Genomic DNA, 18,693 nt, shown 5'->3' with positions numbered 1-18,693 from the left:
CGCCGACATCGTGGTCATGGGCGGAAGCGACTGGGGCGCCGTGGCGGCCGGTCAGCGCCTCCGCACCACCGGAAAACTCAAGCCCGCAGATCCGGGGCAGACCGAGGCCGGTATCCTGGCGGCCTCATCGGCTCCGGGCCTGCTGGCAGGAGGCTCCTTGGGCTGGCAGGAGGGTCCGGGCCAACTGCGCAGCCGTTACGTCGCCGCCGCCTCGTTCCTTGAGCACGACCCCGCCGGTCTCCTGCCCGGCATGGTCACCGGGGACACCAGCGCCTTGGATGAAGGGCTGAATGGCGCCATGCAGTCGGTGGGCATGACCCATCTGACCGCCGTCAGCGGCGCCAACTGCAGTCTGGTGCTTGGTGCCCTCCTGCTGCTGGCCCGCAGCCTGCGCATGCCCAGGGTGCCAGCGGCCGCCTTGGCACTGTCCGGATTGGGACTGTTTGTCCTCTTGGTCGGCCCCGATGCCAGTGTCCTGCGCGCTGCCCTGATGGGTTCAATAGCCCTCGCGTCACTGGCCGGCGGGAGAACGGGCCGGGGACTGAGCTTCCTTTGCCTCGCCGTGATCGGGCTTCTGTTGTTCGATCCGGGCCTGGGGACCAGCTTCGGCTTCCTGTTGTCGGTCCTCGCAACCCTGGGAATCATTGTGCTTGGCCAGCGGTTGGTGGACCTGGCTCCTGTTTGGGTGCCCCGGTGGGCGGCGGCAGCGTTCGCCGTGCCGTTGTCCGCCCAGCTGCTGTGCGGTCCCGTAATTGTGCTTCTGCAGCCACAATTCTCGACCTACTCATTGGTGGCGAACATCGCGGCTGCCCCGCTCGTTGCCCCGGTGACGTTGCTCGGCACAGCCGCTGTTCCCCTGACGGTACTGGCGCCATGGGCTGCAACCGTACTCATCGCGGTGGCGGGGGTTTTCTGCGGCGGCGTTGCCGGGACGGCCAGGTTTATGGCGGCTCTGCCCGGTTCCTCACTTCGGTGGCCGGAAGGAGGCTTCGGGGTGATGACCATGGTGGCGTTGTCGGTACTGACGCTGGCAATGGTGCTGCTTGCACTCCGCCCACGGATGGCAGCGGACCTGTTGCTGGGCTTGCACGGCCGCATCGAGCGACTTCTCGAAAAGGCGGAAGGCCTCCGCTGGCCGGCATGGCCGCGCTCCCCGTACCGCGGTCCACCTCGTGGCTTGGAGCCACGGTGCGAGCGAACGCTGGGCAGGGAATTTGAAGGGGATTCCCGCAACGGCTCGGGAACCGCCGACTGACGTTCCAGAAACGCGTCTCGGAGAGACCATCGAGACGCGGGGTCGACGCTATCCAGTTCGCATGACATGACCTGGCGCGACGAACGGACCAGGATCGGCGTGAACGCGCTGAACGCGGCCGCTTGGACACTCGCAGCCACGCCGTTGTCGGCATTCGATCAGGACAGGAAGGACCGTGAAGCGCCGGCGGTCCAGCAGGCCTTGGACCTGTTCGCGTCAATGGGACCGGCCTTCGTGTAAGCGGACGAGACCGACACGAACCCAAACTGGGCAGCACGAGGCGCGACATTCAACATCGGCACGCTCCTGCTGTCACGAGGAGCATCATCCCAGCTCAAGGCTGGTTCCCTCACCAGCAAGGCCGTCCTCGCGGCCGAACGGCTAAGCATCGCCACAATGGACAGTGCCAGGCTGGGCGGACTTTCCGCGGCCCTGGGCAGCACCGCAAACGGACTGGGGACAGCAGGGGCTCTTGGGCCGGCTTAGTGATCAAGCACGCTTGTCGCTGTACGACTTTCAGCAGGTCGCGGTGAAAGCTGTGGAGAGATTGCATGAGGCCAGGAGGATCAGTGGCCCCCAGATCCAGATCGAATAGATGGGGTACTACAGCCGTTAGCTCAGTCTCGTTTGCGTGTTGGATATTTCGGTATGTTCGTCAGCTGTCCCATGGTCGGTCATGGCCTCCGCCTAAATGACCGAAACACAGCGGGTCAACGGAGCGGAACGGAACGGTCAGTCCTGTCCTCCAACGACTGAACTGACCGACCGCTCACTGGTCTATTTGATGTTGGCCGTCGCGGTAAGGATCGCGTGTCCGTCCTTAACCCGATCTACGTGAAAGGTCCCCCCTGACTTCAACGGGGTCTGCTTAGCGGAGAAGAATACATAGTCGATCTTCCGACCGTCGACCGTGTCTACGCCCGCGCGAGCCGCCTTTCCGGTCTGGAGCTGGTGCGCTTCCACGAACTTTCCCTCACCGTTGTACTGGTACATGTTTGTCATTGCCTCTGTCTGAGGGCCCGTGTTGAAGTCACCTCCGACGACGACGGAAATGCCATCGTGGATCCAGCGCTTAGTGATGTTCTTGATTTTTTGGGTCTGCTCGGTGCGGTCTGCATCCACATCATCGCCGTACGCCTGCAGGTGCGTCGCGCAGGCATTCACCTTGTTGCCGTCCTTTCGAAACTTCACACAAGCCATCCCAAAGGTCTGGCCCTTCGCCTTATTGACTTCGGCGCCGAAGAAATTAACGTCTGTGGCGGTGCCGGCGCCGGTGTGAACGGCGACCAGCCCCTTCCAGGTCGTGCCGTCTTCTGATGTCGGACAGACGGCCGCAGCGTTGCCCGCAGTGGTTTGTTTCTGCCGGTGGAACGAGAACGTCCAGTTGGGATGGGCCGCCTTTGCAGTCTCGTACGAAGCCTCGCAGACCTCTTCAGCGAGCAGTACATCATTGTCGCCAGCAAGCTTCAGGACATCGTTCCAGCGCTCCGGAATTTGGTCAGTGTTGTGCTGGACGACCCGAAGCTTCGTCTCTGCGGCGGCCGCCGGCAGCGCCGTAGCGGTCGCTCCGGCACAGAGCGCCGCGGTCAGGCCTGCCGCCAGCAAAGCACGGCTCAGGGCCCTAGGTTGATAACTCATCGTTGTCGATCCCTTTCGTTGAATGTGTCGGGGACGACGAAATTCCCCCAGTGAGAGGCGATAGACGCCCCTCACTGAAGATACATCCAACGAATGGAATAATCACGCAGTTCTGTCGGAGAATCCTGACTGTCCACAGTTTTTCGTCCCCGAGTTGCTTCGCGCTGCGCTCACGCCCCGGCACTCCGGAGGGGACCGTTTGGACGGTAGGCGTTAGTACCTGACCTCGACGTCGAAGTCATGTCCGGGGCGTCCGGTAAGTCTTTCCGCGGCGTCGCGGACTGCGTCAGGGATGTCCTCGACATTTTCGGGCGTGGGCTTCAAGATCCGGCATCTCGATCACGCGCAGGTCGAGCCAGCCGTCGGCCGCTTTCTTGATCTGTGCAGTGAGTATCATGTCTTCCCCTCCGAGCGTCAGGTTACTGCTCGGTGCACCTGAAGGCACGTGCGTTTACATTTTCCAGCTCGTCCGGGCTTCACCTTTTAGTTCAGACCATGGTGTCCTGATGGGGCTGCGCCCCTATGTCTGCAACGGGGCGATAGTTCTGATGGCTTGGAGCTACGGCCCCGTCATGGCAGGCTTAGACACTGCACTAACACTTCCGGAAGGAACCCAGAATGGCCGCTGCGCCGAATGCACGAAACAGGGCGACGGCGTCCGGCGCGGCCACCTGGCGGGATGTAGAACCTGCCGGAGTGGTGTTGATTGGCGGTCCGGAAGAGTACTTGGGGATCCGGGCCATGGACCGTGTCAGGGCACAGGTGCGGGCTGTTTCGCCGGATGTCGAAGTCACCCGGTTGAACGCGGGAACCTACGAACCCGGGTCACTTACTTTGCACGTCAGCCCCTCCCTCTTCGGCGAGAACAAGCTGATCGAGGTCGAGGGCGTTGAAAGCATGAACGACTCCTTCTTGGCAGATGCCCTCGCGTACGTCGCCCGCCCCGAACCTGATGCAGTCCTCGTCCTGCGCCACGGCGGGGGTGTCCGGGGAAAGAAGCTCCTTGATGCTGTCAAGGCGGGGGGCTGGCCGGTAGTGGACTGCCAGCCGCTGAAAAAAGATGCAGACAAGACCGCTTTCGTCACTGCAGAATTCAGGGCTGCCGGGCGCAAAATCAGCGGCGACGCCGTCCAGTCGCTGGTCAACGCAGTGGGCGCCAACCTTGCCGAACTCGCGGCGGCCTGCAACCAACTGATTGCGGACGCAACCGGGGCCGTGACCCCTGAGCTGGTGGACCGCTATTACGGCGGCCGCATCGAGGCCACGGCCTTCAAGGTTGCCGACGCCGCCATGGCGGGCAACGGTCCAGCAGCGCTTTCTGCGCTGCGCCACGCCCTGGCCACTGGAGCCGACCCCGTTCCGCTCGTGGCCGCGCTGGCTGCCAAGCTGCGGACGGTAGCCAAAGTGGCGGGCGCCCAGGGGTCTTCCGCCCAGATAGCCCGTGACCTCGGGATGCAGCCCTGGCTCGTGGAACAGGCTCAGCGGGACGTCCGGCGCTGGACACCCGAGGGCCTGGTGCGCTCCATCCAGGTAACTGCCGAAGCAGACGCCCAGGTCAAAGGACTCTCACGGGATCCGGTCTACGCGGTGGAGCACGCCGTCACGGTCATTGCCGCCTCGGCCCGGGGCCGCTAGAGGACCAAATGCCGGGCGGCTATTTGCTAGCCGCTGGCCAACTTGAGCCGCGTACGTCCCGGAGCGCGGAAGCTGCCTGAACAGCCGCTCCGCCCCTTTCCAGGAACGCAACACAGGACCATGGATCGGTAGCTCTCGCCCGTCCACGGAAAGTCATCGGCGTGCCACAGGGCCGCGGGTCTTTCCCCGTGTACCTACTCATAGGCGGCTCGCATCCACTCAAATTCGCGCCGATCAACACTGAAATTCAGGCGAACGGCCACCTACCTGACTTTTTCGGCCTTAGCGTTCGTCGTGGGAGCTGACCCCACCGAATGGCGTGCCCGAAATGTCAGCCCCCTTAAGTGTCGGGCGCGTTTCCATGAGTGGCTAAGAAAGTCACTATACGAAAGGAACATTCATGTCAGCTCTCGTTGAGAGTCCGAATCGTACCAACGGCTCAGTCCAAGGCAACGTGGCGAAAGTGGGAGGGGCCTCCTTGGCGCTCATCGTCACAATGTCGGTGGCTTTTCAGGCCGTTGCCACCCTAGGCATTTCTTCTGGTCTTGCCACGAACCTCTACTTTGCGCTCAATGCTCTGTCTTGGGCCGCGGCGGCGGCAGCAGTGGTGGCGTCTTTCGGCATTGGAGCCGCAGTGGCTGGGCTCATTTTTGGCCTGGCCAAGAAATGGGCTCTGAAGCAGTTCGTTGCCTGGTAAACGCCTAATACCTTCGTACCAGCCCATGAGATGGCCACAATGAAATCACCTCACGTCAACCAACGGCGTCCGCGTGAATGCGCTGTGGTCCTCTCCGGGTGTAAAGCCACCTTCATAGACGATTTTCGGCGCAGGTCCCACCGACTCCAGGATCTTCTGAAAAGCATAGGTTTTCCCTCTCACGCTGCAGCGGTAAATAAGGTACTGATCTTCGGGTACTTGTTGACATTACTCATCATCGGCGTCGGTTTTTTGTGGACGCCTCAGTCGGCTGGATTAGTCACCTTGGGAATTCCGCTCAGCACTCCTGACGTGGTGAGCATTGCGGCCGTGTTGTTGGCAGTCACGCTTTTACAGGCGAGGCGTCGCTATAGGCAGGCCCACCGTTGCTGGAATTCCGTTTCGATACCCCTGGAGGCGGGGATGCGCGCGGGTTGGGTCCTGATGGATCTGGGTCTTGCCAGTATGCTCGTCCTTCAGAACCTGCAGTGGCACCACGCCAGTAATCTATTAGCCTTCGGGGCTCTGTTTGGTTCATCAATTCTTGTCGTGGCACCTCTGAAGAGAATCACCATCCGGGTGCTCGTTGTTTTGATTGGTGTCTTATCTGCGAGCAGCCTCATTATTATTCTTGCGAATGCGTCGTGGTTGGCGGGCGGTGAAAACCTAGGCTCCGGTTTTGGTTCCGCGTTGTTGTTGATTCTGGCTGGTACCGTTATTATCGCCACCTCTACACCTGCCCTTTACAGGGCCACCGCTGACCCCCGCGCCCTGCGTAGCCGAGGATTGCTGACTGATTTATCAATCAAATCAGGAAGCATTTTCCTGTTGTCAAGCTTGGCTCTGTCAATTATGGAAAAGACCCCATGGCCGAGGACGGCACCGTATATTGCTCTTGCTGTTTTCTTCTTGGGGTTGGTTCTTTACCGGTCATCCTTCGCAAGGATCGCTTCGCCTGAAACGCTGGGTTTTGCCTTATTCCTCGTACGGCTTAGACCATCCTGGGTACGGCCGATTATTTTCCACAGCCTAGTGGCCGCAACAGTCGTGACTACACCTTTGACCTTGGGGCTATGCGTATTCTTCTTTTTAGGAAAATATACTCAGGTGCCACTCTTGCTTTTTGCACTTGTCGCTTTAGAGATCAGCATCGATGCCTTGATTGTCCAGCGTCGGACTGCCGTTTTGCCAGCCTCGCACATTTCGAAATTGGTGCAGAAATCCAAGGCCGGCTTAGGCGCAGCGCTTTGCGCCGGGCTTGCGGTTGTGTTCTCAGGCATTCTGGGAACGATCACACCGCCAGCAGCACAAACTCCCTGGCTCGGCCTCACGTCCGGCGCGCTTGCTCTGGTGGCTGTTCTCTTGACAGTCCTTGCTCTCAAAGACGCCCCTGCATGGCTGCGTGAACTATCAGCCACCGAGACGGAGGACACATGAAATCTCTGTCGCGTGTAGATCATGCCTTTGGATCCCACCTCGTTTTCGACGCAGCCTCTGTGGATCTTCCGGACCGAGGCGTTGTTGCGCTTCGAGGGCCGAATGGATGCGGCAAAACGACCCTGCTCAAGCTCCTCGGTGGGGTGATCGCGACATCCTGCACGGAGATCACGCGGTGGAGAAAGGACTTCACGGCGGCCTATCTGGACACGGAGTTTCTTACGCTCGACTACCTCACGGTCGAAGAACACTTGGCTATGGTCAGACCGCTGACTCTTCCGTCAGAAGATGACTGGCGTCATCTTCTGACGGAAGAGATGATGCCAATCAAGGTTGGAGACCTATCCCTCGGACAACGCCAGCGACTTGTTCTGACGGTGGCCTTGGCACTCAAGAACGTCGATGTCCTACTGCTGGACGAGCCAAACAACGGATTGGACCAGCAAGCCTCTTTGGCTGCACGCAAGTCCATTCTCACCGTAGGGAAAAGCCGTCTGGTCCTCGTGGCTACCCACGAAGAAAACCACTGGACCGACTACGATCTCGTGGTCCGCCAAAATGATGCGGTCGAACTGAGCCCAACAGGAGCGCGAAGGTGAGCACTCCTCTCACTCGCTTCCCGTATCTGGGCATCGATTTCTTGAAGATTCTGATCGCTATCGTCTGTGGGATTGGTCTTGCTTCTCTCTTCACGTGGGACAGCACCAGCGACCTAACCTCCATTAGCGCGCCAGGAATTCTTCTGCACAACGCTTCCTTGGCCGTTCTCGCACTATTTCTGACCCACTACGGTGCGATCGTCATGATGATCCTCAACGGCTTTTGGCTCGGGATGGGCCTGGTTGCCGCTACCGCCGCTGTTGGCCTGCAACAGACCGTTGCGCTCACCGTGGTCCATGTGCCCCTCGAGACCGTGGCGTGGGCACTCACCATCCAAGGGGCACGTCTGTTCTGGCCGACACTTCTCGGAACGATCAGAAAAGAAGGCACCTGGCGCTGCATGGCTCAGACAATGGGCGAAGTACTCACTGCCCCCGCCATCTTCTACATCCTGGCGGCACTTGCCGAGTGGGCCGAACACGCACTACTTGAAAGGTAAGTAATGACCTCCGCGAACCCAGAGACGTCCAGTCATCCCACTCCGCAGAGCCTGAAGAAACTCAACCCCGTCTGGATCATCTGCCTCCTGCTTGCATACAGTGCAGCTGCCCAATTTGCGGTAGGAACCGGCATTGAACGGCTAGTTACAGAAAATGCCGAACACAACCAGTTTTCGAGCCGCGAAGTGCTCGTCACCTTCCTTCGCGTGGGCGTCATTGTCTGGAGTATCCTGGCGTCGTTTCTACAAGGCCTCGTACTGAGGCTTATGTACAAGGGCATCGTCAAAGGACATGGCCCCACCCTCAGGGCCAGCTGGTTTTGGGTTCTTCTGGGTCAAATCCCGTTTTTGGCCACTGTCCTCATCATGGGACTGTTTTTGCAGCCCGACGCGATCGGCCTCCTCGGTCAAGCCTGGGTGCGTATCCTGTTCGGCGCCATCGCAGCCGGCATCTACATTGCAGCTGCCAAGACAGTCCTTGGAGCCCAGAACTGGCGCCTGGCGATTCTCTTCGTCGTCGTCGCCATCATCAACTCCCTCCTGCTCGTCTCAGGTAGTTCCGCCTGAACCACACATCGAAGGGAAGCGCCGAGTCATAGCATCTGAAAATGCATATGAGACCAGACTGAGTAGCGCTTAAAGCGGTGTGGCCGGCACCCAGGGGTGCCGGCCACAACCATCAGTTCAGGGAACTGGAAACCTTACAGTGCGTTGACCTTCTTGGAGATCGCCGACTTGCGGTTCGCTGCGTTGTTCTTGTGCAGAACACCCTTGCTGACAGCCTTGTCCAGCTTGCGGCTGGCGGCAACCAGGGCAACAGCAGCTGCATCCTTGTCGGTGGACTCAACGGCGGTGTTGACGGCGCGGATGGCCGTCTTCAGCTCAGACTTGACTGCGTTGTTGCGCAGGCGTGCCTTCTCGTTGGTGAGGATGCGCTTCTTCTGGGACTTGATATTAGCCACGTGTGAACTCTCTTTTTAATGCGGAAATGGTCTAGAGGGCTTTCAGATTGGCCATTGACTGAGCGGCGTGGGGATACCTATGGCGGCCAACCATCAGTGGCCGTCGACCTGCACGGACACACAGCTATAAAGAATAGCAGATTGGCCCGAAGGCTGGCCATTTAGCGGACCTGGTCCCACGCGTGTCGCTTCTGGAGTGCAGCCGCGACAACATTGAAGCGCTGCCGGTCAAGAACTGCACCCTCGCGGCGGATCCGATCAGGGCTGACTTGCAGGATTCGGTCAAGCTTGGCTTCGCTTGGCCTGGACTGCCGGTCCCAGGCGCCGGTGCCGATATCCACGTAGTCCTGGCTGGCGTGGGCTTCCTGGTCGTGGTCGCGGCTCGTGAGCATAAGCCCCAGGAGGTGGCGGCCGTTGTGCCCGATCAGCAGCACAGGACGATCCTTGCCCCTGGTGTAGTCCTCTTCATAGGGCACCCAGGTCCACACCACTTCACCCGGATCGGGCGAGCCGTCAGGATGTGGGGCGTACTTGACGGCTACAGCGCCGTGGAAGTCGCCCGGGTAATCGGCTGCGGTCCCTGTGCCGGCGGAAGCGGATGCTGGTGCTGCAGGCTTTGCCCGTTTCGCCGGTGTCCGCGCCGGGCTGCCCACCTTGGTGCCGGGGGTGGCGGTCCTTTGGTCCCGCCGTATCGTGTCGAAAACGCGGATAGACGTCCGGAACGCATTGACCAGTGAGCGGAAGTTCAGTGCCATGGGACAACCCTATCGCTGCGTGGGAAACGCGGCCCTGGCTATGTCGCTGGAGAGTTGTCGGCCGGATGCGGTGCGACAGGCACTGACGTGGGACACTGGAGGTTGAAAATGTGCGGCCCGTCCGCAGGGCGCCGTCGGCGTGTCCTGGTGGTGGCCGTGTGAATGCCAACAGTAAGGACCCTGCGTGTCTCCCATGGCCCGCACCGCCCCGGTGCCCGCCGCGACAGATCCGGCCATTATTCGGAATTTCTGCATCATCGCGCACATTGACCACGGTAAGTCCACCCTGGCCGACCGGATGCTGCAGTACACCGGAGTGGTCCAGTCCCGCGACATGAAGGCCCAGTACTTGGACCGGATGGACATCGAGCGCGAACGCGGCATCACCATCAAGTCCCAGGCCGTCCGTATGCCCTGGGAACTCGATGGCACCAGCTACGCGCTGAACATGATTGACACACCCGGCCACGTGGACTTCACGTATGAGGTTTCCCGCTCGCTTGCGGCCTGCGAAGGTGCGGTGCTCCTTGTTGATGCGGCCCAGGGCATTGAAGCCCAGACCCTTGCCAACCTTTACTTGGCGATGGAAAACAACCTCACCATCATCCCGGTCCTGAACAAGATCGACCTCCCGGCTGCCCAGCCCGAAAAGTACGCCGCGGAACTGGCCAGCCTGATCGGCGGCGACCCCGACGACGTGCTTCGTGTCTCCGGCAAAACCGGTATGGGCGTCGAAGCGCTGCTGGACAAAATCGTCCGCGACCTGCCTGCACCCGTGGGCGACGCCAACGCCCCCGCCCGCGCCATGATCTTCGACTCGGTCTATGACACCTACCGCGGCGTGGTCACCTACGTCCGCGTGGTCGACGGCATGCTGCACCCCCGCGAACGCATCCAGATGATGTCCACCAGGGCCACGCACGAACTCCTCGAGATCGGCGTGAGCTCCCCGGAACCCACCCCTTCCAAAGGCCTTGGTGTTGGCGAAGTCGGCTACCTCATCACCGGCGTTAAGGACGTCCGGCTGTCCAAGGTTGGCGACACCGTCACCAACCTTGCCAAGCCTGCCTCTGATTCCCTTCCTGGCTATGCGGATGCCAAGCCCATGGTCTTCTCCGGCCTGTATCCGCTGGATGGCACGGACTACCCGGTGCTCCGCGATGCGCTGGAGAAGCTGATGCTCAACGACGCCGCACTGGTGTATGAGCCAGAAACGTCCGCCGCTCTTGGATTTGGCTTCCGCGTGGGCTTCCTTGGGCTGCTCCACCTGGAAATCACCAGGGAACGGCTCGAACGCGAATACAACCTCGACCTGATCTCCACAGCCCCCAACGTGGAATACGAGGTGACGCTGGAGGACAAGAAGGTTGTCCATGTGACCAACCCCAGCGAATACCCCTCCGGCAAGATCGCCGAAGTCCGTGAGCCGATGGTGTCCGCTACCATCCTGGCTCCGAACGAGTTCGTGGGCGCCATCATGGAGTTGTGCCAGAGCCGCCGCGGCGTGATGGGCGGCATGGACTACCTGTCCGAGGACCGTGTGGAAATCCGGTACCGCCTGCCACTGGCCGAGATCGTCTTCGACTTCTTCGACATCCTCAAGTCCAAGACCCGCGGCTATGGCTCACTGGACTGGAAAGCGGACGGCGAGCAGGTGGCCGACCTCGTGAAGGTGGACATCATGCTCCAAGGCGAGCAGGTGGATGCGTTCTCGGCCATCACGCACCGCGACAAGGCCTATGCCTACGGTGTAATGATGACTACCAAGCTGCGCGAACTGATTCCCCGCCAGCAGTTCGAGGTGCCCATCCAGGCTGCCATCGGTTCCAGGATCATCGCCAGGGAGAGCATCCGGGCCATCCGCAAGGACGTTCTTGCCAAGTGCTACGGCGGTGACATTTCCCGAAAGCGCAAACTGCTGGAAAAGCAGAAGGAAGGCAAGAAGCGCATGAAGATGGTGGGCCGCGTAGAGGTCCCGCAGGAAGCCTTCATTGCCGCGCTGACCACCGACGAGTCCAAGGACAAGGCCAAGAAGTAGTGATGACCGTGGCCGGAACCACCGGAGGCCGCACCCGTGCCTAGCGTTCTTCCCCTCGGCGACCCCGCGCCGTCGGACGGTCTGCTGCCCGCCCAGGCAGCGGAAGGTTCGGCGGACCGGGCGTTCGGGCTGTACGTGCACATTCCGTTCTGTGCGGTCCGCTGCGGATACTGCGACTTCAACACCTACACGGCCACGGAGCTGGGAGGCGGCGCGTCGCAGGATGCCTACGCCGCCACGGCCGTCTCAGAGGTGGACTTCGCAGCAGCAGTGCTGCGGAACTCCGGAATTCCGGACCGGCCGCTGAGCACCGTGTTCTTCGGCGGCGGGACGCCAACGCTGCTTCCGGCCGGGGACCTGGCCCGAATTCTCGGCGCTGCCATTGGCGAGTGGGGCCTGGAGCCCGGCGCTGAGGTCACTACCGAGGCCAACCCGGACTCCGTCACCCCGGAATCCCTTGCCGTCCTCAAGGATGCCGGATTTACCAGGGTTTCCTTCGGAATGCAGTCCGCCGTGCCCCATGTGCTGAAGGTCCTGGACCGTACCCATACCCCCAGCCGCGTGCCGCAAGTGGTGCAATGGGCGCGGGACGCCGGACTGGCTGTGAGCCTGGACCTGATCTACGGCACACCGGGAGAGTCACTGGACGACTGGCGGTACTCCCTTGAGACGGCCCTGTCGTACCAGCCTGATCACATCAGCGCCTACGCGCTGATCGTGGAGGACGGTACCAAGCTGGCAGCCCAGATCCGCCGCGGTGAAGTCCCCGGAATCGACGACGACGACCACGCGGACAAGTATGAACTCGCGGACCAGCTGATTCGCGAAGCGGGTCTGAGCTGGTATGAAGTCAGCAACTGGTCACGGACGCCGGAGCAGGCGTGCCGGCACAACCTGGCCTATTGGCGCGGCGACGACTGGTGGGGCATCGGTCCCGGAGCCCACTCGCACGTGGGCGGCGTGCGCTGGTGGAACGTCAAGCACCCCACCGCCTACGCCGGCCGGTTGGCTCAAGGGCTCTCGCCGGCAGCAGGGCGGGAAACGCTCGACGACGGCACCCGGGACATGGAGCGGATCATGCTTGAGGCACGGCTCGTCTCAGGTGTGGGCATCAGTTCGCTGGGGGAGTCAGGCCGGAAAGAAGTGGCTGGACTCATCGCCGACGGGCTGGTGGACCCTGCCTCCGCCTTTCAGGGAAGCCTCGTCCTGACGCTGAAGGGCCGTCTGCTGGCTGACGCCGTGGTCCGCAGGATCCTGCCGGACTGACGCGGGAGTCGTTTCCTGCAAGCCCGGCTCGGGACCTCCTGACGCCGCTTAGCGGAGCCAGCGGAAGCTGACCCTTATTTGATCCACCGCAGGTTGTACTGGTAGCGGTGCGGCTGGCCCCGGTTCACGTGGATGCCGGCGGCAACCGAGTAGCAAGTCAATGCGATCCAGATGAGGGTGGCAATCACGGCGAAAATGTTGCCGACCACAGGGATGAACACCAGAAGGTTGGCCACAACGGCCGCGATGGTGGGCGGCAGGCTGAAGTTCAGCGCCTCCTTGGATTCCTGGGCGGTAAACGGCCCACGTTCCCGGAAGATGAGGTAGATCAGCAGCGACGGCACGCACCCGAGGATGCCGCCGAAATGCGCCAGGGTTGCCCACTGCCGGTCTTCGCTGGCCGTTAGCGGCAGCGCATTTGCTGGAACGCCATGGTACTCGGAGCGGCCCTGGCCGCTCTGGTTGTCCCTGTGTTCGTGTGCGTTTTCTGCCACGGTGTCTTCCTTCGAAAAGCAATGGTGCGGGGGTAGAACATTCAAAGTTACAGTGTGCCGGGCTCAAGCGCACTGGCAACTGCAGTACCAAGAATACTGCTAGGGAACGGTGAGGAAGTCGATGACCTCTTCAACCCTGCCCAGCAGCGAGGCTTCAAGGTCTGCGTAGCTGCGGACCGCCCCCAGGAGTTTCTGCCAGCCCAGGCCGATATCTTCCTTCGTGGAATGCGGCCAACCGAACGCCGCGAGGATGCCGGTCTTCCAGTCCTGGCCACGTGGGACCACCGGCCACCTTTCAATTCCCAGCACGGAAGGCCGGATGGCTTGCCATACGTCAACGTACGGATGCCCCACAATCAGGACATTGCCGGCAGCGCCCGGGGATGCCATCACGGCATCCGCAATCCGCGATTCCTTGGAATCGGGAACCAGGTGGTCAACGAGCACTCCAAGCCGGCGGCCCGGCCCCGGTGCGAAGTCTGCCACGGCCGCAGCGAGGTCATCGATTCCATGCAAAGGCTCGACGACGATGCCCTCCACCCGGAGGTCGTCTCCCCAGACTTTTTCCACCAGTTCGGCGTCGTGCTTTCCTTCCACCCAGATCCTGCTGGCCTTGGCCACCTGGGCGCGCTGACCGGCTACCCGGACCGAGCCCGAGGCCGTCCGCCCGGCCGGGGCGGTGGCTTGCCGCGGCGCCGGGGGCATCAGTCGGATCGGCTGTCCCTCCAAGAGGAAACCGAATCCGAGCCGGAAGGACCTTGATTTGCCCCGCCGGTCCTCAAGGGCCACCACATGCATTCCGCCTGACTTCTCGACCCGCGTGACGGCGCCCACCCAGCCGGACTGGACCTCTTCCAGGACCATCCCGCGCTCTACCGGGACTTCAGGGAGCTGATTCCTCACGGGGACGGCGATCTCCCGGGGACCCCAGTTCTGGTACTGCATGGATGTGTTCCGCCTTGCCTAGATCCTGGCCCGGAATTTCGCCCGGAGCGGTACCAATGCTAACAACGGGGTGAGTCATATTAGACTGTTAGCACTTAGGCATGTCGAGTGCTAAGCCGCGCCAAGACGGCGGCCGGTGCACGCGCCGGGGAAACCGGCGGCCTGTGACCATGGATGGAGGTGGAGTGTGAGCGAGCCGCGCAAACTTGAAGTACTGCGTGCCATCGTTGAGGACTACGTGCACTCCCGCGAACCTGTGGGCTCGAAGGCGCTGGTCGAACGCCACCATTTGGGCGTCTCCAGCGCCACGATCCGCAACGACATGGCAGCCCTTGAGGACGACGGCCTCATCACCGCCCCGCACACCAGCGCCGGACGCATCCCCACAGACAAGGGCTACCGGCTGTTTGTCGACCAGATTTCGGCCATGAAGCCGCTGTCACCGGCAGAACGCCGTGCCATCCAGACCCTCCTGGAGGGCCCGGACGATCTCGACGACGTCCTGGAGCGCACTGTCCGGCTGCTGTCGCAGTTGACCAACCAGGTGGCAGTGGTCCAGTACCCGCACCTGAGCCGCGCCACGATCCGGCACATCGAGTTCGTGTTGCTGGCTCCCCGCCAGGTCCTTGTTGTCCTGATCGCCAACACCGGCAAGGTGGAGCAGAAAGTGGTCGACGTCGGGCAGGACCTTGGTGACGACGCCCTGGCAGGTATTCGGGGGCGGTTCCTCGGTTCGCTCGCAGGGACGCCGCTGAGCCAGTTGACCCAGTCGCTGCCGGCAGTTGTTTCCGGCCTGGGCCCAGGACAGCGGCAGGCTGCGCAGGCCCTGGCGCACGGTCTGGAGGTCCTTGCCCACAGCAGCCGCGAAGACCGCATGGTCATGGCCGGCACCGCCAACCTCGCACGGTCCAACGTCGACTTTCCCCTGAGTATCGGCCCGGTGCTGGAAGCGCTTGAGGAACAAGTGGTCATGCTGCGCCTGTTGAGCGAGATGGCACAGGATCCGCGCGGCGTGACGGTCAGCATCGGCCGCGAAAACCCGTACGACGGGCTCACCGAAGCGTCGGTGGTCGCCACGGCGTACGGCCCGGACAGCACAGCCAAGATCGGGGTGCTCGGTCCTACCCGCATGGACTACCCCACCACCATGGCAGCAGTCAGGGCCGTGGCCCGCTACCTTTCGAGGATTCTGGGCCCCTGACAGCAACTGGCCGGGCCCCAGGCAACAAGAGCAGTACAAGCAGTCCGACTGCAGCAGTACAAACAGGAAGAGATACGAACTTTGAGCAGCCACTACGACGTCCTTGGAGTCTCGCCGGAAGCCACCGGGGAAGAGATCAAGAAGGCCTACCGCAAGCTGGCCCGCACGCTCCACCCGGACGTCAACCCCGGTGAGGATGCCTCGGACCGCTTCAAGGCCGTGACCCACGCCTACGAGGTACTCTCCGACCCGCAGAAACGCAGGGTCTACGACACCACCGGCAACGAAAACGGTACCGACAACGGCTTCGGCGGCGGCGGTTACGCCGGACAGGGCTTCGCCTTCCAGGACATCTTCGATACCTTCTTCGGCGCTGGCGGATCGCAGGGTCCGGCATCACGGGTCCGGCGCGGCCAGGACGCCCTCATCAGTGTCCGGATTGAACTCCGCGACGCCGTGTTCGGGGTCAATAAGAAGCTTGAGGTGGACACCGCAGTCGTTTGCCCCACGTGCAACGGCTCCTGCTGCCGGGAGGGAAGCCACCCGGAACGCTGCGACATTTGCGGCGGCAGCGGCCAGGTCCAGAGAGCGGTCCGCTCCATCCTTGGCCAGGTCATGACGGCCGCCCCCTGCGGCAGCTGCGAAGGCTTCGGCACCGTGATCAAGGACCCCTGCAACGAATGCAGCGGGCAGGGGCGGATCCGTAGCCGGCGGTCAATGACCATCAAGGTCCCTGCAGGCGTAGCCACCGGAACCCGCATCCAGCTGTCGGGCCAGGGCGAGGCAGGCCCGGCCGGCGGCCCGGCCGGTGACCTGTACGTTGAGATCCGGGTCAACAACGACGCCACGTACGTACGTGACGGCGACGACCTCCATGCAACGCTCAACATCCCCATGACCGCTGCCGCGCTGGGAACCGAACTTTCCCTGGAAACCTTCGACGGGCTGCAGGAAATCGACGTCAAGTCGGGAACCCAGTCAGGGGAGATCATCACCCTGCGCGGCCTGGGCGTGACACACCTTCGCGGATATGGCCGCGGCGACCTCAAGGTACACCTTCAGGTGGAGACCCCGGCCAAACTGGATTCGGCGCAGGAAGACCTGTTGCGGCAACTGGCCAAACTGCGCGGCGAGCAGTTCACTGAGGGCAAACTCGCGGCCAGCGGCGGCGTCTTTGCCAAGCTGCGGGACCGGCTCGGTAACCTGTAGGGGTGAGCAATCCGGTTTTTTTTAGCGCTCCCGGGACGCTGGACCACATGGTCCCAGGGGGCCACTTTGTCCTGGAAGGGGCTGAGGCGCGGCATGCGGTAGCGGTCAAGCGGCTTGCCCCCGGCGAGTCCGTGGACATCGCAGACGGGGCCGGCAAGCGGTTGACCGGCACGGTCGTGGCGGCGTCGCCGTCGGAGCTGACAGTGGAGTGTTCGGCGCTGACGGTCGAAGAAAAGCCCGCCATCCGGCTTGTCCTGGTGCAGGCGCTGGCCAAGGGCGACCGAGACGAGCTAGCAGTTGAAACTGCCACCGAACTGGGGATTGACGCGGTCATCCCGTGGCAGTCCGAACGGTCCATCGTGAGGTGGAAGGGCGAACGGGCAGCCAAGGCACATGCCAAGTGGCAGTCGGTGGCGACGGCGGCGGCCAAGCAGGCCCGGCGGGCCTGGATTCCTGAGGTGCGCGCCGCCGTCGAAACCCCCGGACTGGCAGCGGCTGCCGGCGTGGCCGATCTCGCAATCGTCCTGCACGAGGACGCTGTCCGGCCGTTACGGTCCGTTTTGGAGAATTGGCAGGCGGCTGCGAACGGCAGCGAAACCCGCGAAATCCTGCTCATTGTGGGACCGGAAGGCGGGATCAGTCCGCGTGAAGTGACCAGGCTGTGCAGTGCCGGTGCCGTAACGGCGCTTCTGGGGCACCACGTCCTCAGGTCGTCCACCGCCGGCCCCGCTGCAGTCGTCCTGGCCAGCGATGTGTTGGGCCGCTGGTCCGCACCTGGGCTCTGACAGTCGAGCTAGCGCACGCTGAAGCTGCGCGTATCAACGTTCAGCTCCTGGTCGTTTCCTGAGGTGTCCGCCTGCGCGACGCGAAGCTCATAGTTGCCCGGCGTGAGGGTTAAGGCCAAGGTAAAAACTCCGGACTGGGCGGCCTCGGTCGCGGCTGTGGTTTCCCCGGTCAGGTACGGCGTCTTGTCGCCGTTGTCTTCCTCGCGCAGGATCCGCCAGCGGAGCTTGCCACCGGCCAGGGTGTTGCGGCCAGTAATCTTCACGCTGCCGTCGGCGACTTCTACGTTCTCCTGCGGATCGATAATCCAGACCGGCGCCACCATGCCCGGGCTCCGGGACATGAGCGTGCCGAGGCGCACGTGGTCAAAAGCAAGATAGTCCGTGTGGCCGTCGACCAGGATCATCACCTGGATCTGCTGGCCGGAGTCAATGAGCCCGGAACTCGCCCCGGCTGCCGTGGCCGTATAGACGAGCTGCTGGATGGCGCGGCCGGCCATGTCGGCGTCGAGGTTGCTGTTGAAGGCATCTTCCGAGACGTCCACTGTGATGACGTTTTTGCCCGAGATGGACGTGGCCAGTTTCTTGGGGTTCTGCCATGGGGTAAAGAAGTCCGGGTCCAGCGGTTTATCAGACATCATGGCCCGCAGTGCCCTTGTAACCGGGTTTTCCTGTTCGGGCACGTCCCTGAACTCGCGGTACAGGAAAACGTTGCTGTTGCTGCGGCCGATCCAATAGACGGGTGCCTTGTTCGACGACTGTGTGGTCTCGAGCGGTGCGCTGGTGGCCGGCACCCCTGGCGAGGTGTTTTCGGTGCCCTGGCTTGAATTCTGCACCACAGTGGGCTCCGGCCCTGGCTCCGCGATGCAGCCCGTGAGGATCAGGACGGCAGGCAGGAGGCTCAGCAGGGCGGTGGAGCGGATGCGCCCCAGGGCAGTACCCAAGGCAAGGGGCGTTTCTGGTCCCGGCACGGTGATGGCACTATCCTTCCTGGCAGCGATGATGCAGCCGGTCCCCGGACGGCCTTGAATTTCCAGCATTGCATAAGGAAAGTCGCCTCGGTGGCGCAAGACGGCTGCCCGGTACAACTGCAACGGGAACGATATGAGGCCGATATGAAGTTGATACCTAATGACGGCAACTTCCCGCCCACATGGGCCGTTCCGGCACTGGCGGAAGGCTGCCCCCAGCCGCTGACAGCGGCGCGCTGGCGTAAGATGGTATGAATCCGGAGACCTCCGACGGGCGGGACCACACGCCACGGCGGTCTGCGGGATTAC

19 protein-coding genes are annotated in these 18,693 nt (G+C 62.4%); 13 read left to right on the top strand and 6 right to left on the bottom strand.

Features of this window, described 5'->3' with window-relative positions:
• The first annotated feature begins 16 nt into the window (after window positions 1–16).
• Both V9L18_RS18230 and V9L18_RS18225 read left to right on the top strand, forming a co-directional pair.
• A complete protein-coding gene (locus tag V9L18_RS18230) occupies window positions 17–1,255 on the top strand; it encodes a ComEC/Rec2 family competence protein (protein WP_337348566.1) in 1,239 nt (412 codons plus the stop codon).
• 66 nt (window positions 1,256–1,321) lie between these two features.
• Window positions 1,322–1,495, top strand: coding sequence for a hypothetical protein (locus tag V9L18_RS18225; RefSeq protein WP_337348565.1), 174 nt, complete (start codon window positions 1,322–1,324; stop codon window positions 1,493–1,495).
• A 537-nt stretch (window positions 1,496–2,032) separates the two neighbouring features.
• Here V9L18_RS18225 and V9L18_RS18220 read toward each other — a convergent pair.
• Window positions 2,033–2,893: a hypothetical protein gene (locus V9L18_RS18220; RefSeq protein WP_337348564.1), complete on the bottom strand. Its 861-nt coding sequence runs from the start codon at window positions 2,891–2,893 to the stop codon at window positions 2,033–2,035.
• Between the two features lie 618 nt (window positions 2,894–3,511).
• Between V9L18_RS18220 and holA the strand changes: the two genes are divergently transcribed.
• From holA to V9L18_RS18190, 6 genes are all read left to right on the top strand, one after another.
• A complete protein-coding gene (holA, locus tag V9L18_RS18215) occupies window positions 3,512–4,528 on the top strand; it encodes a DNA polymerase III subunit delta (RefSeq protein ID WP_337348563.1) in 1,017 nt (338 codons plus the stop codon).
• A gap of 400 nt (window positions 4,529–4,928) precedes the next feature.
• The gene (locus V9L18_RS18210; protein WP_337348562.1) at window positions 4,929–5,225 is read left to right on the top strand and encodes a hypothetical protein; all 297 of its coding nucleotides are present in this window, start codon (window positions 4,929–4,931) and stop codon (window positions 5,223–5,225) included.
• 219 nt (window positions 5,226–5,444) lie between these two features.
• Window positions 5,445–6,662: a hypothetical protein gene (locus V9L18_RS18205; protein WP_337348561.1), complete on the top strand. Its 1,218-nt coding sequence runs from the start codon at window positions 5,445–5,447 to the stop codon at window positions 6,660–6,662.
• On the top strand, window positions 6,659–7,261 hold the full coding sequence (locus V9L18_RS18200) for an ATP-binding cassette domain-containing protein (RefSeq protein ID WP_337348560.1): 603 nt from the start codon (window positions 6,659–6,661) through the stop codon (window positions 7,259–7,261). The genes V9L18_RS18205 and V9L18_RS18200 overlap by 4 nt, the downstream gene beginning before the upstream one ends.
• Entirely contained in the window at window positions 7,258–7,761 is a 504-nt protein-coding gene (locus V9L18_RS18195; RefSeq protein ID WP_337348559.1) for a hypothetical protein, read from the top strand. The genes V9L18_RS18200 and V9L18_RS18195 overlap by 4 nt, the downstream gene beginning before the upstream one ends.
• Window positions 7,762–7,764: 3 nt before the next feature.
• On the top strand, window positions 7,765–8,328 hold the full coding sequence (locus tag V9L18_RS18190; RefSeq protein WP_337348558.1) for a hypothetical protein: 564 nt from the start codon (window positions 7,765–7,767) through the stop codon (window positions 8,326–8,328).
• Window positions 8,329–8,462: 134 nt separating this feature from the next.
• Here V9L18_RS18190 and rpsT read toward each other — a convergent pair whose 3' ends face one another.
• Complete coding sequence (rpsT, locus tag V9L18_RS18185; RefSeq protein ID WP_066291556.1) at window positions 8,463–8,723, bottom strand: 30S ribosomal protein S20; 261 nt, start codon at window positions 8,721–8,723, stop codon at window positions 8,463–8,465.
• A 161-nt stretch (window positions 8,724–8,884) separates the two neighbouring features.
• Window positions 8,885–9,478, bottom strand: a complete 594-nt coding sequence (locus V9L18_RS18180; RefSeq protein WP_337348557.1) for a type II toxin-antitoxin system PemK/MazF family toxin — start codon at window positions 9,476–9,478, stop codon at window positions 8,885–8,887.
• 184 nt (window positions 9,479–9,662) lie between these two features.
• Here V9L18_RS18180 and lepA point away from each other — a divergent pair, with 184 nt between their 5' ends.
• Together lepA and hemW are read left to right on the top strand one after the other, a co-directional pair.
• A complete protein-coding gene (lepA, locus tag V9L18_RS18175; RefSeq protein ID WP_337348556.1) occupies window positions 9,663–11,516 on the top strand; it encodes a translation elongation factor 4 in 1,854 nt (617 codons plus the stop codon).
• 36 nt (window positions 11,517–11,552) lie between these two features.
• Entirely contained in the window at window positions 11,553–12,782 is a 1,230-nt protein-coding gene (gene hemW / locus V9L18_RS18170) for a radical SAM family heme chaperone HemW (protein ID WP_337348555.1), read from the top strand.
• 74 nt (window positions 12,783–12,856) lie between these two features.
• Here the strand turns inward: hemW and V9L18_RS18165 are convergent, their stop codons facing one another.
• Complete coding sequence (locus V9L18_RS18165) at window positions 12,857–13,276, bottom strand: DUF4870 domain-containing protein (protein WP_337348554.1); 420 nt, start codon at window positions 13,274–13,276, stop codon at window positions 12,857–12,859.
• A 99-nt stretch (window positions 13,277–13,375) separates the two neighbouring features.
• Window positions 13,376–14,221: a DUF3097 domain-containing protein gene (locus V9L18_RS18160; protein ID WP_337348553.1), complete on the bottom strand. Its 846-nt coding sequence runs from the start codon at window positions 14,219–14,221 to the stop codon at window positions 13,376–13,378.
• A 187-nt stretch (window positions 14,222–14,408) separates the two neighbouring features.
• Between V9L18_RS18160 and hrcA the strand changes: the two genes are divergently transcribed.
• From hrcA to V9L18_RS18145, 3 genes are all read left to right on the top strand, one after another.
• On the top strand, window positions 14,409–15,422 hold the full coding sequence (gene hrcA, locus V9L18_RS18155) for a heat-inducible transcriptional repressor HrcA (RefSeq protein WP_337348552.1): 1,014 nt from the start codon (window positions 14,409–14,411) through the stop codon (window positions 15,420–15,422).
• Between the two features lie 81 nt (window positions 15,423–15,503).
• Window positions 15,504–16,631 carry a molecular chaperone DnaJ gene (dnaJ, locus tag V9L18_RS18150; protein ID WP_337348551.1) on the top strand — a complete coding sequence of 376 codons (1,128 nt, stop codon included), beginning with the start codon at window positions 15,504–15,506 and terminating at the stop codon, window positions 16,629–16,631.
• 2 nt (window positions 16,632–16,633) lie between these two features.
• Window positions 16,634–17,416, top strand: coding sequence for a 16S rRNA (uracil(1498)-N(3))-methyltransferase (locus tag V9L18_RS18145; RefSeq protein ID WP_337348550.1), 783 nt, complete (start codon window positions 16,634–16,636; stop codon window positions 17,414–17,416).
• 8 nt (window positions 17,417–17,424) lie between these two features.
• Here the strand turns inward: V9L18_RS18145 and V9L18_RS18140 are convergent, their stop codons facing one another.
• On the bottom strand, window positions 17,425–18,345 hold the full coding sequence (locus V9L18_RS18140) for a GerMN domain-containing protein (RefSeq protein WP_337348624.1): 921 nt from the start codon (window positions 18,343–18,345) through the stop codon (window positions 17,425–17,427).
• Window positions 18,346–18,693: the final 348 nt, after the last annotated feature.

Origin of the sequence: Pseudarthrobacter sp. CCNWLW217 (genome assembly GCF_037203985.1) — a bacterium.
Lineage (GTDB): Bacteria > Actinomycetota > Actinomycetes > Actinomycetales > Micrococcaceae > Arthrobacter.
The sequence above is the reverse complement of the archived record's forward strand: the minus strand, read 5'-3'. Positions and strand labels throughout refer to the sequence as shown.

Excerpts from the sequence above, each read along its gene's own strand:
- V9L18_RS18230 (WP_337348566.1), top strand. The coding sequence starts at position 17 with ATGGGCGGAAGCGACTGGGGCGCCGTGGCGGCCGGTCAGCGCCTCCGC.
- V9L18_RS18225 (WP_337348565.1), top strand. The coding sequence starts at position 1,322 with ATGACCTGGCGCGACGAACGGACCAGGATCGGCGTGAACGCGCTGAAC.
- V9L18_RS18220 (WP_337348564.1), bottom strand. The coding sequence starts at position 2,893 with ATGAGTTATCAACCTAGGGCCCTGAGCCGTGCTTTGCTGGCGGCAGGC.
- holA (WP_337348563.1), top strand. The coding sequence starts at position 3,512 with ATGGCCGCTGCGCCGAATGCACGAAACAGGGCGACGGCGTCCGGCGCG.
- V9L18_RS18210 (WP_337348562.1), top strand. The coding sequence starts at position 4,929 with ATGTCAGCTCTCGTTGAGAGTCCGAATCGTACCAACGGCTCAGTCCAA.
- V9L18_RS18200 (WP_337348560.1), top strand. The coding sequence starts at position 6,659 with ATGAAATCTCTGTCGCGTGTAGATCATGCCTTTGGATCCCACCTCGTT.
- V9L18_RS18190 (WP_337348558.1), top strand. The coding sequence starts at position 7,765 with ATGACCTCCGCGAACCCAGAGACGTCCAGTCATCCCACTCCGCAGAGC.
- V9L18_RS18180 (WP_337348557.1), bottom strand. The coding sequence starts at position 9,478 with ATGGCACTGAACTTCCGCTCACTGGTCAATGCGTTCCGGACGTCTATC.
- V9L18_RS18160 (WP_337348553.1), bottom strand. The coding sequence starts at position 14,221 with ATGCAGTACCAGAACTGGGGTCCCCGGGAGATCGCCGTCCCCGTGAGG.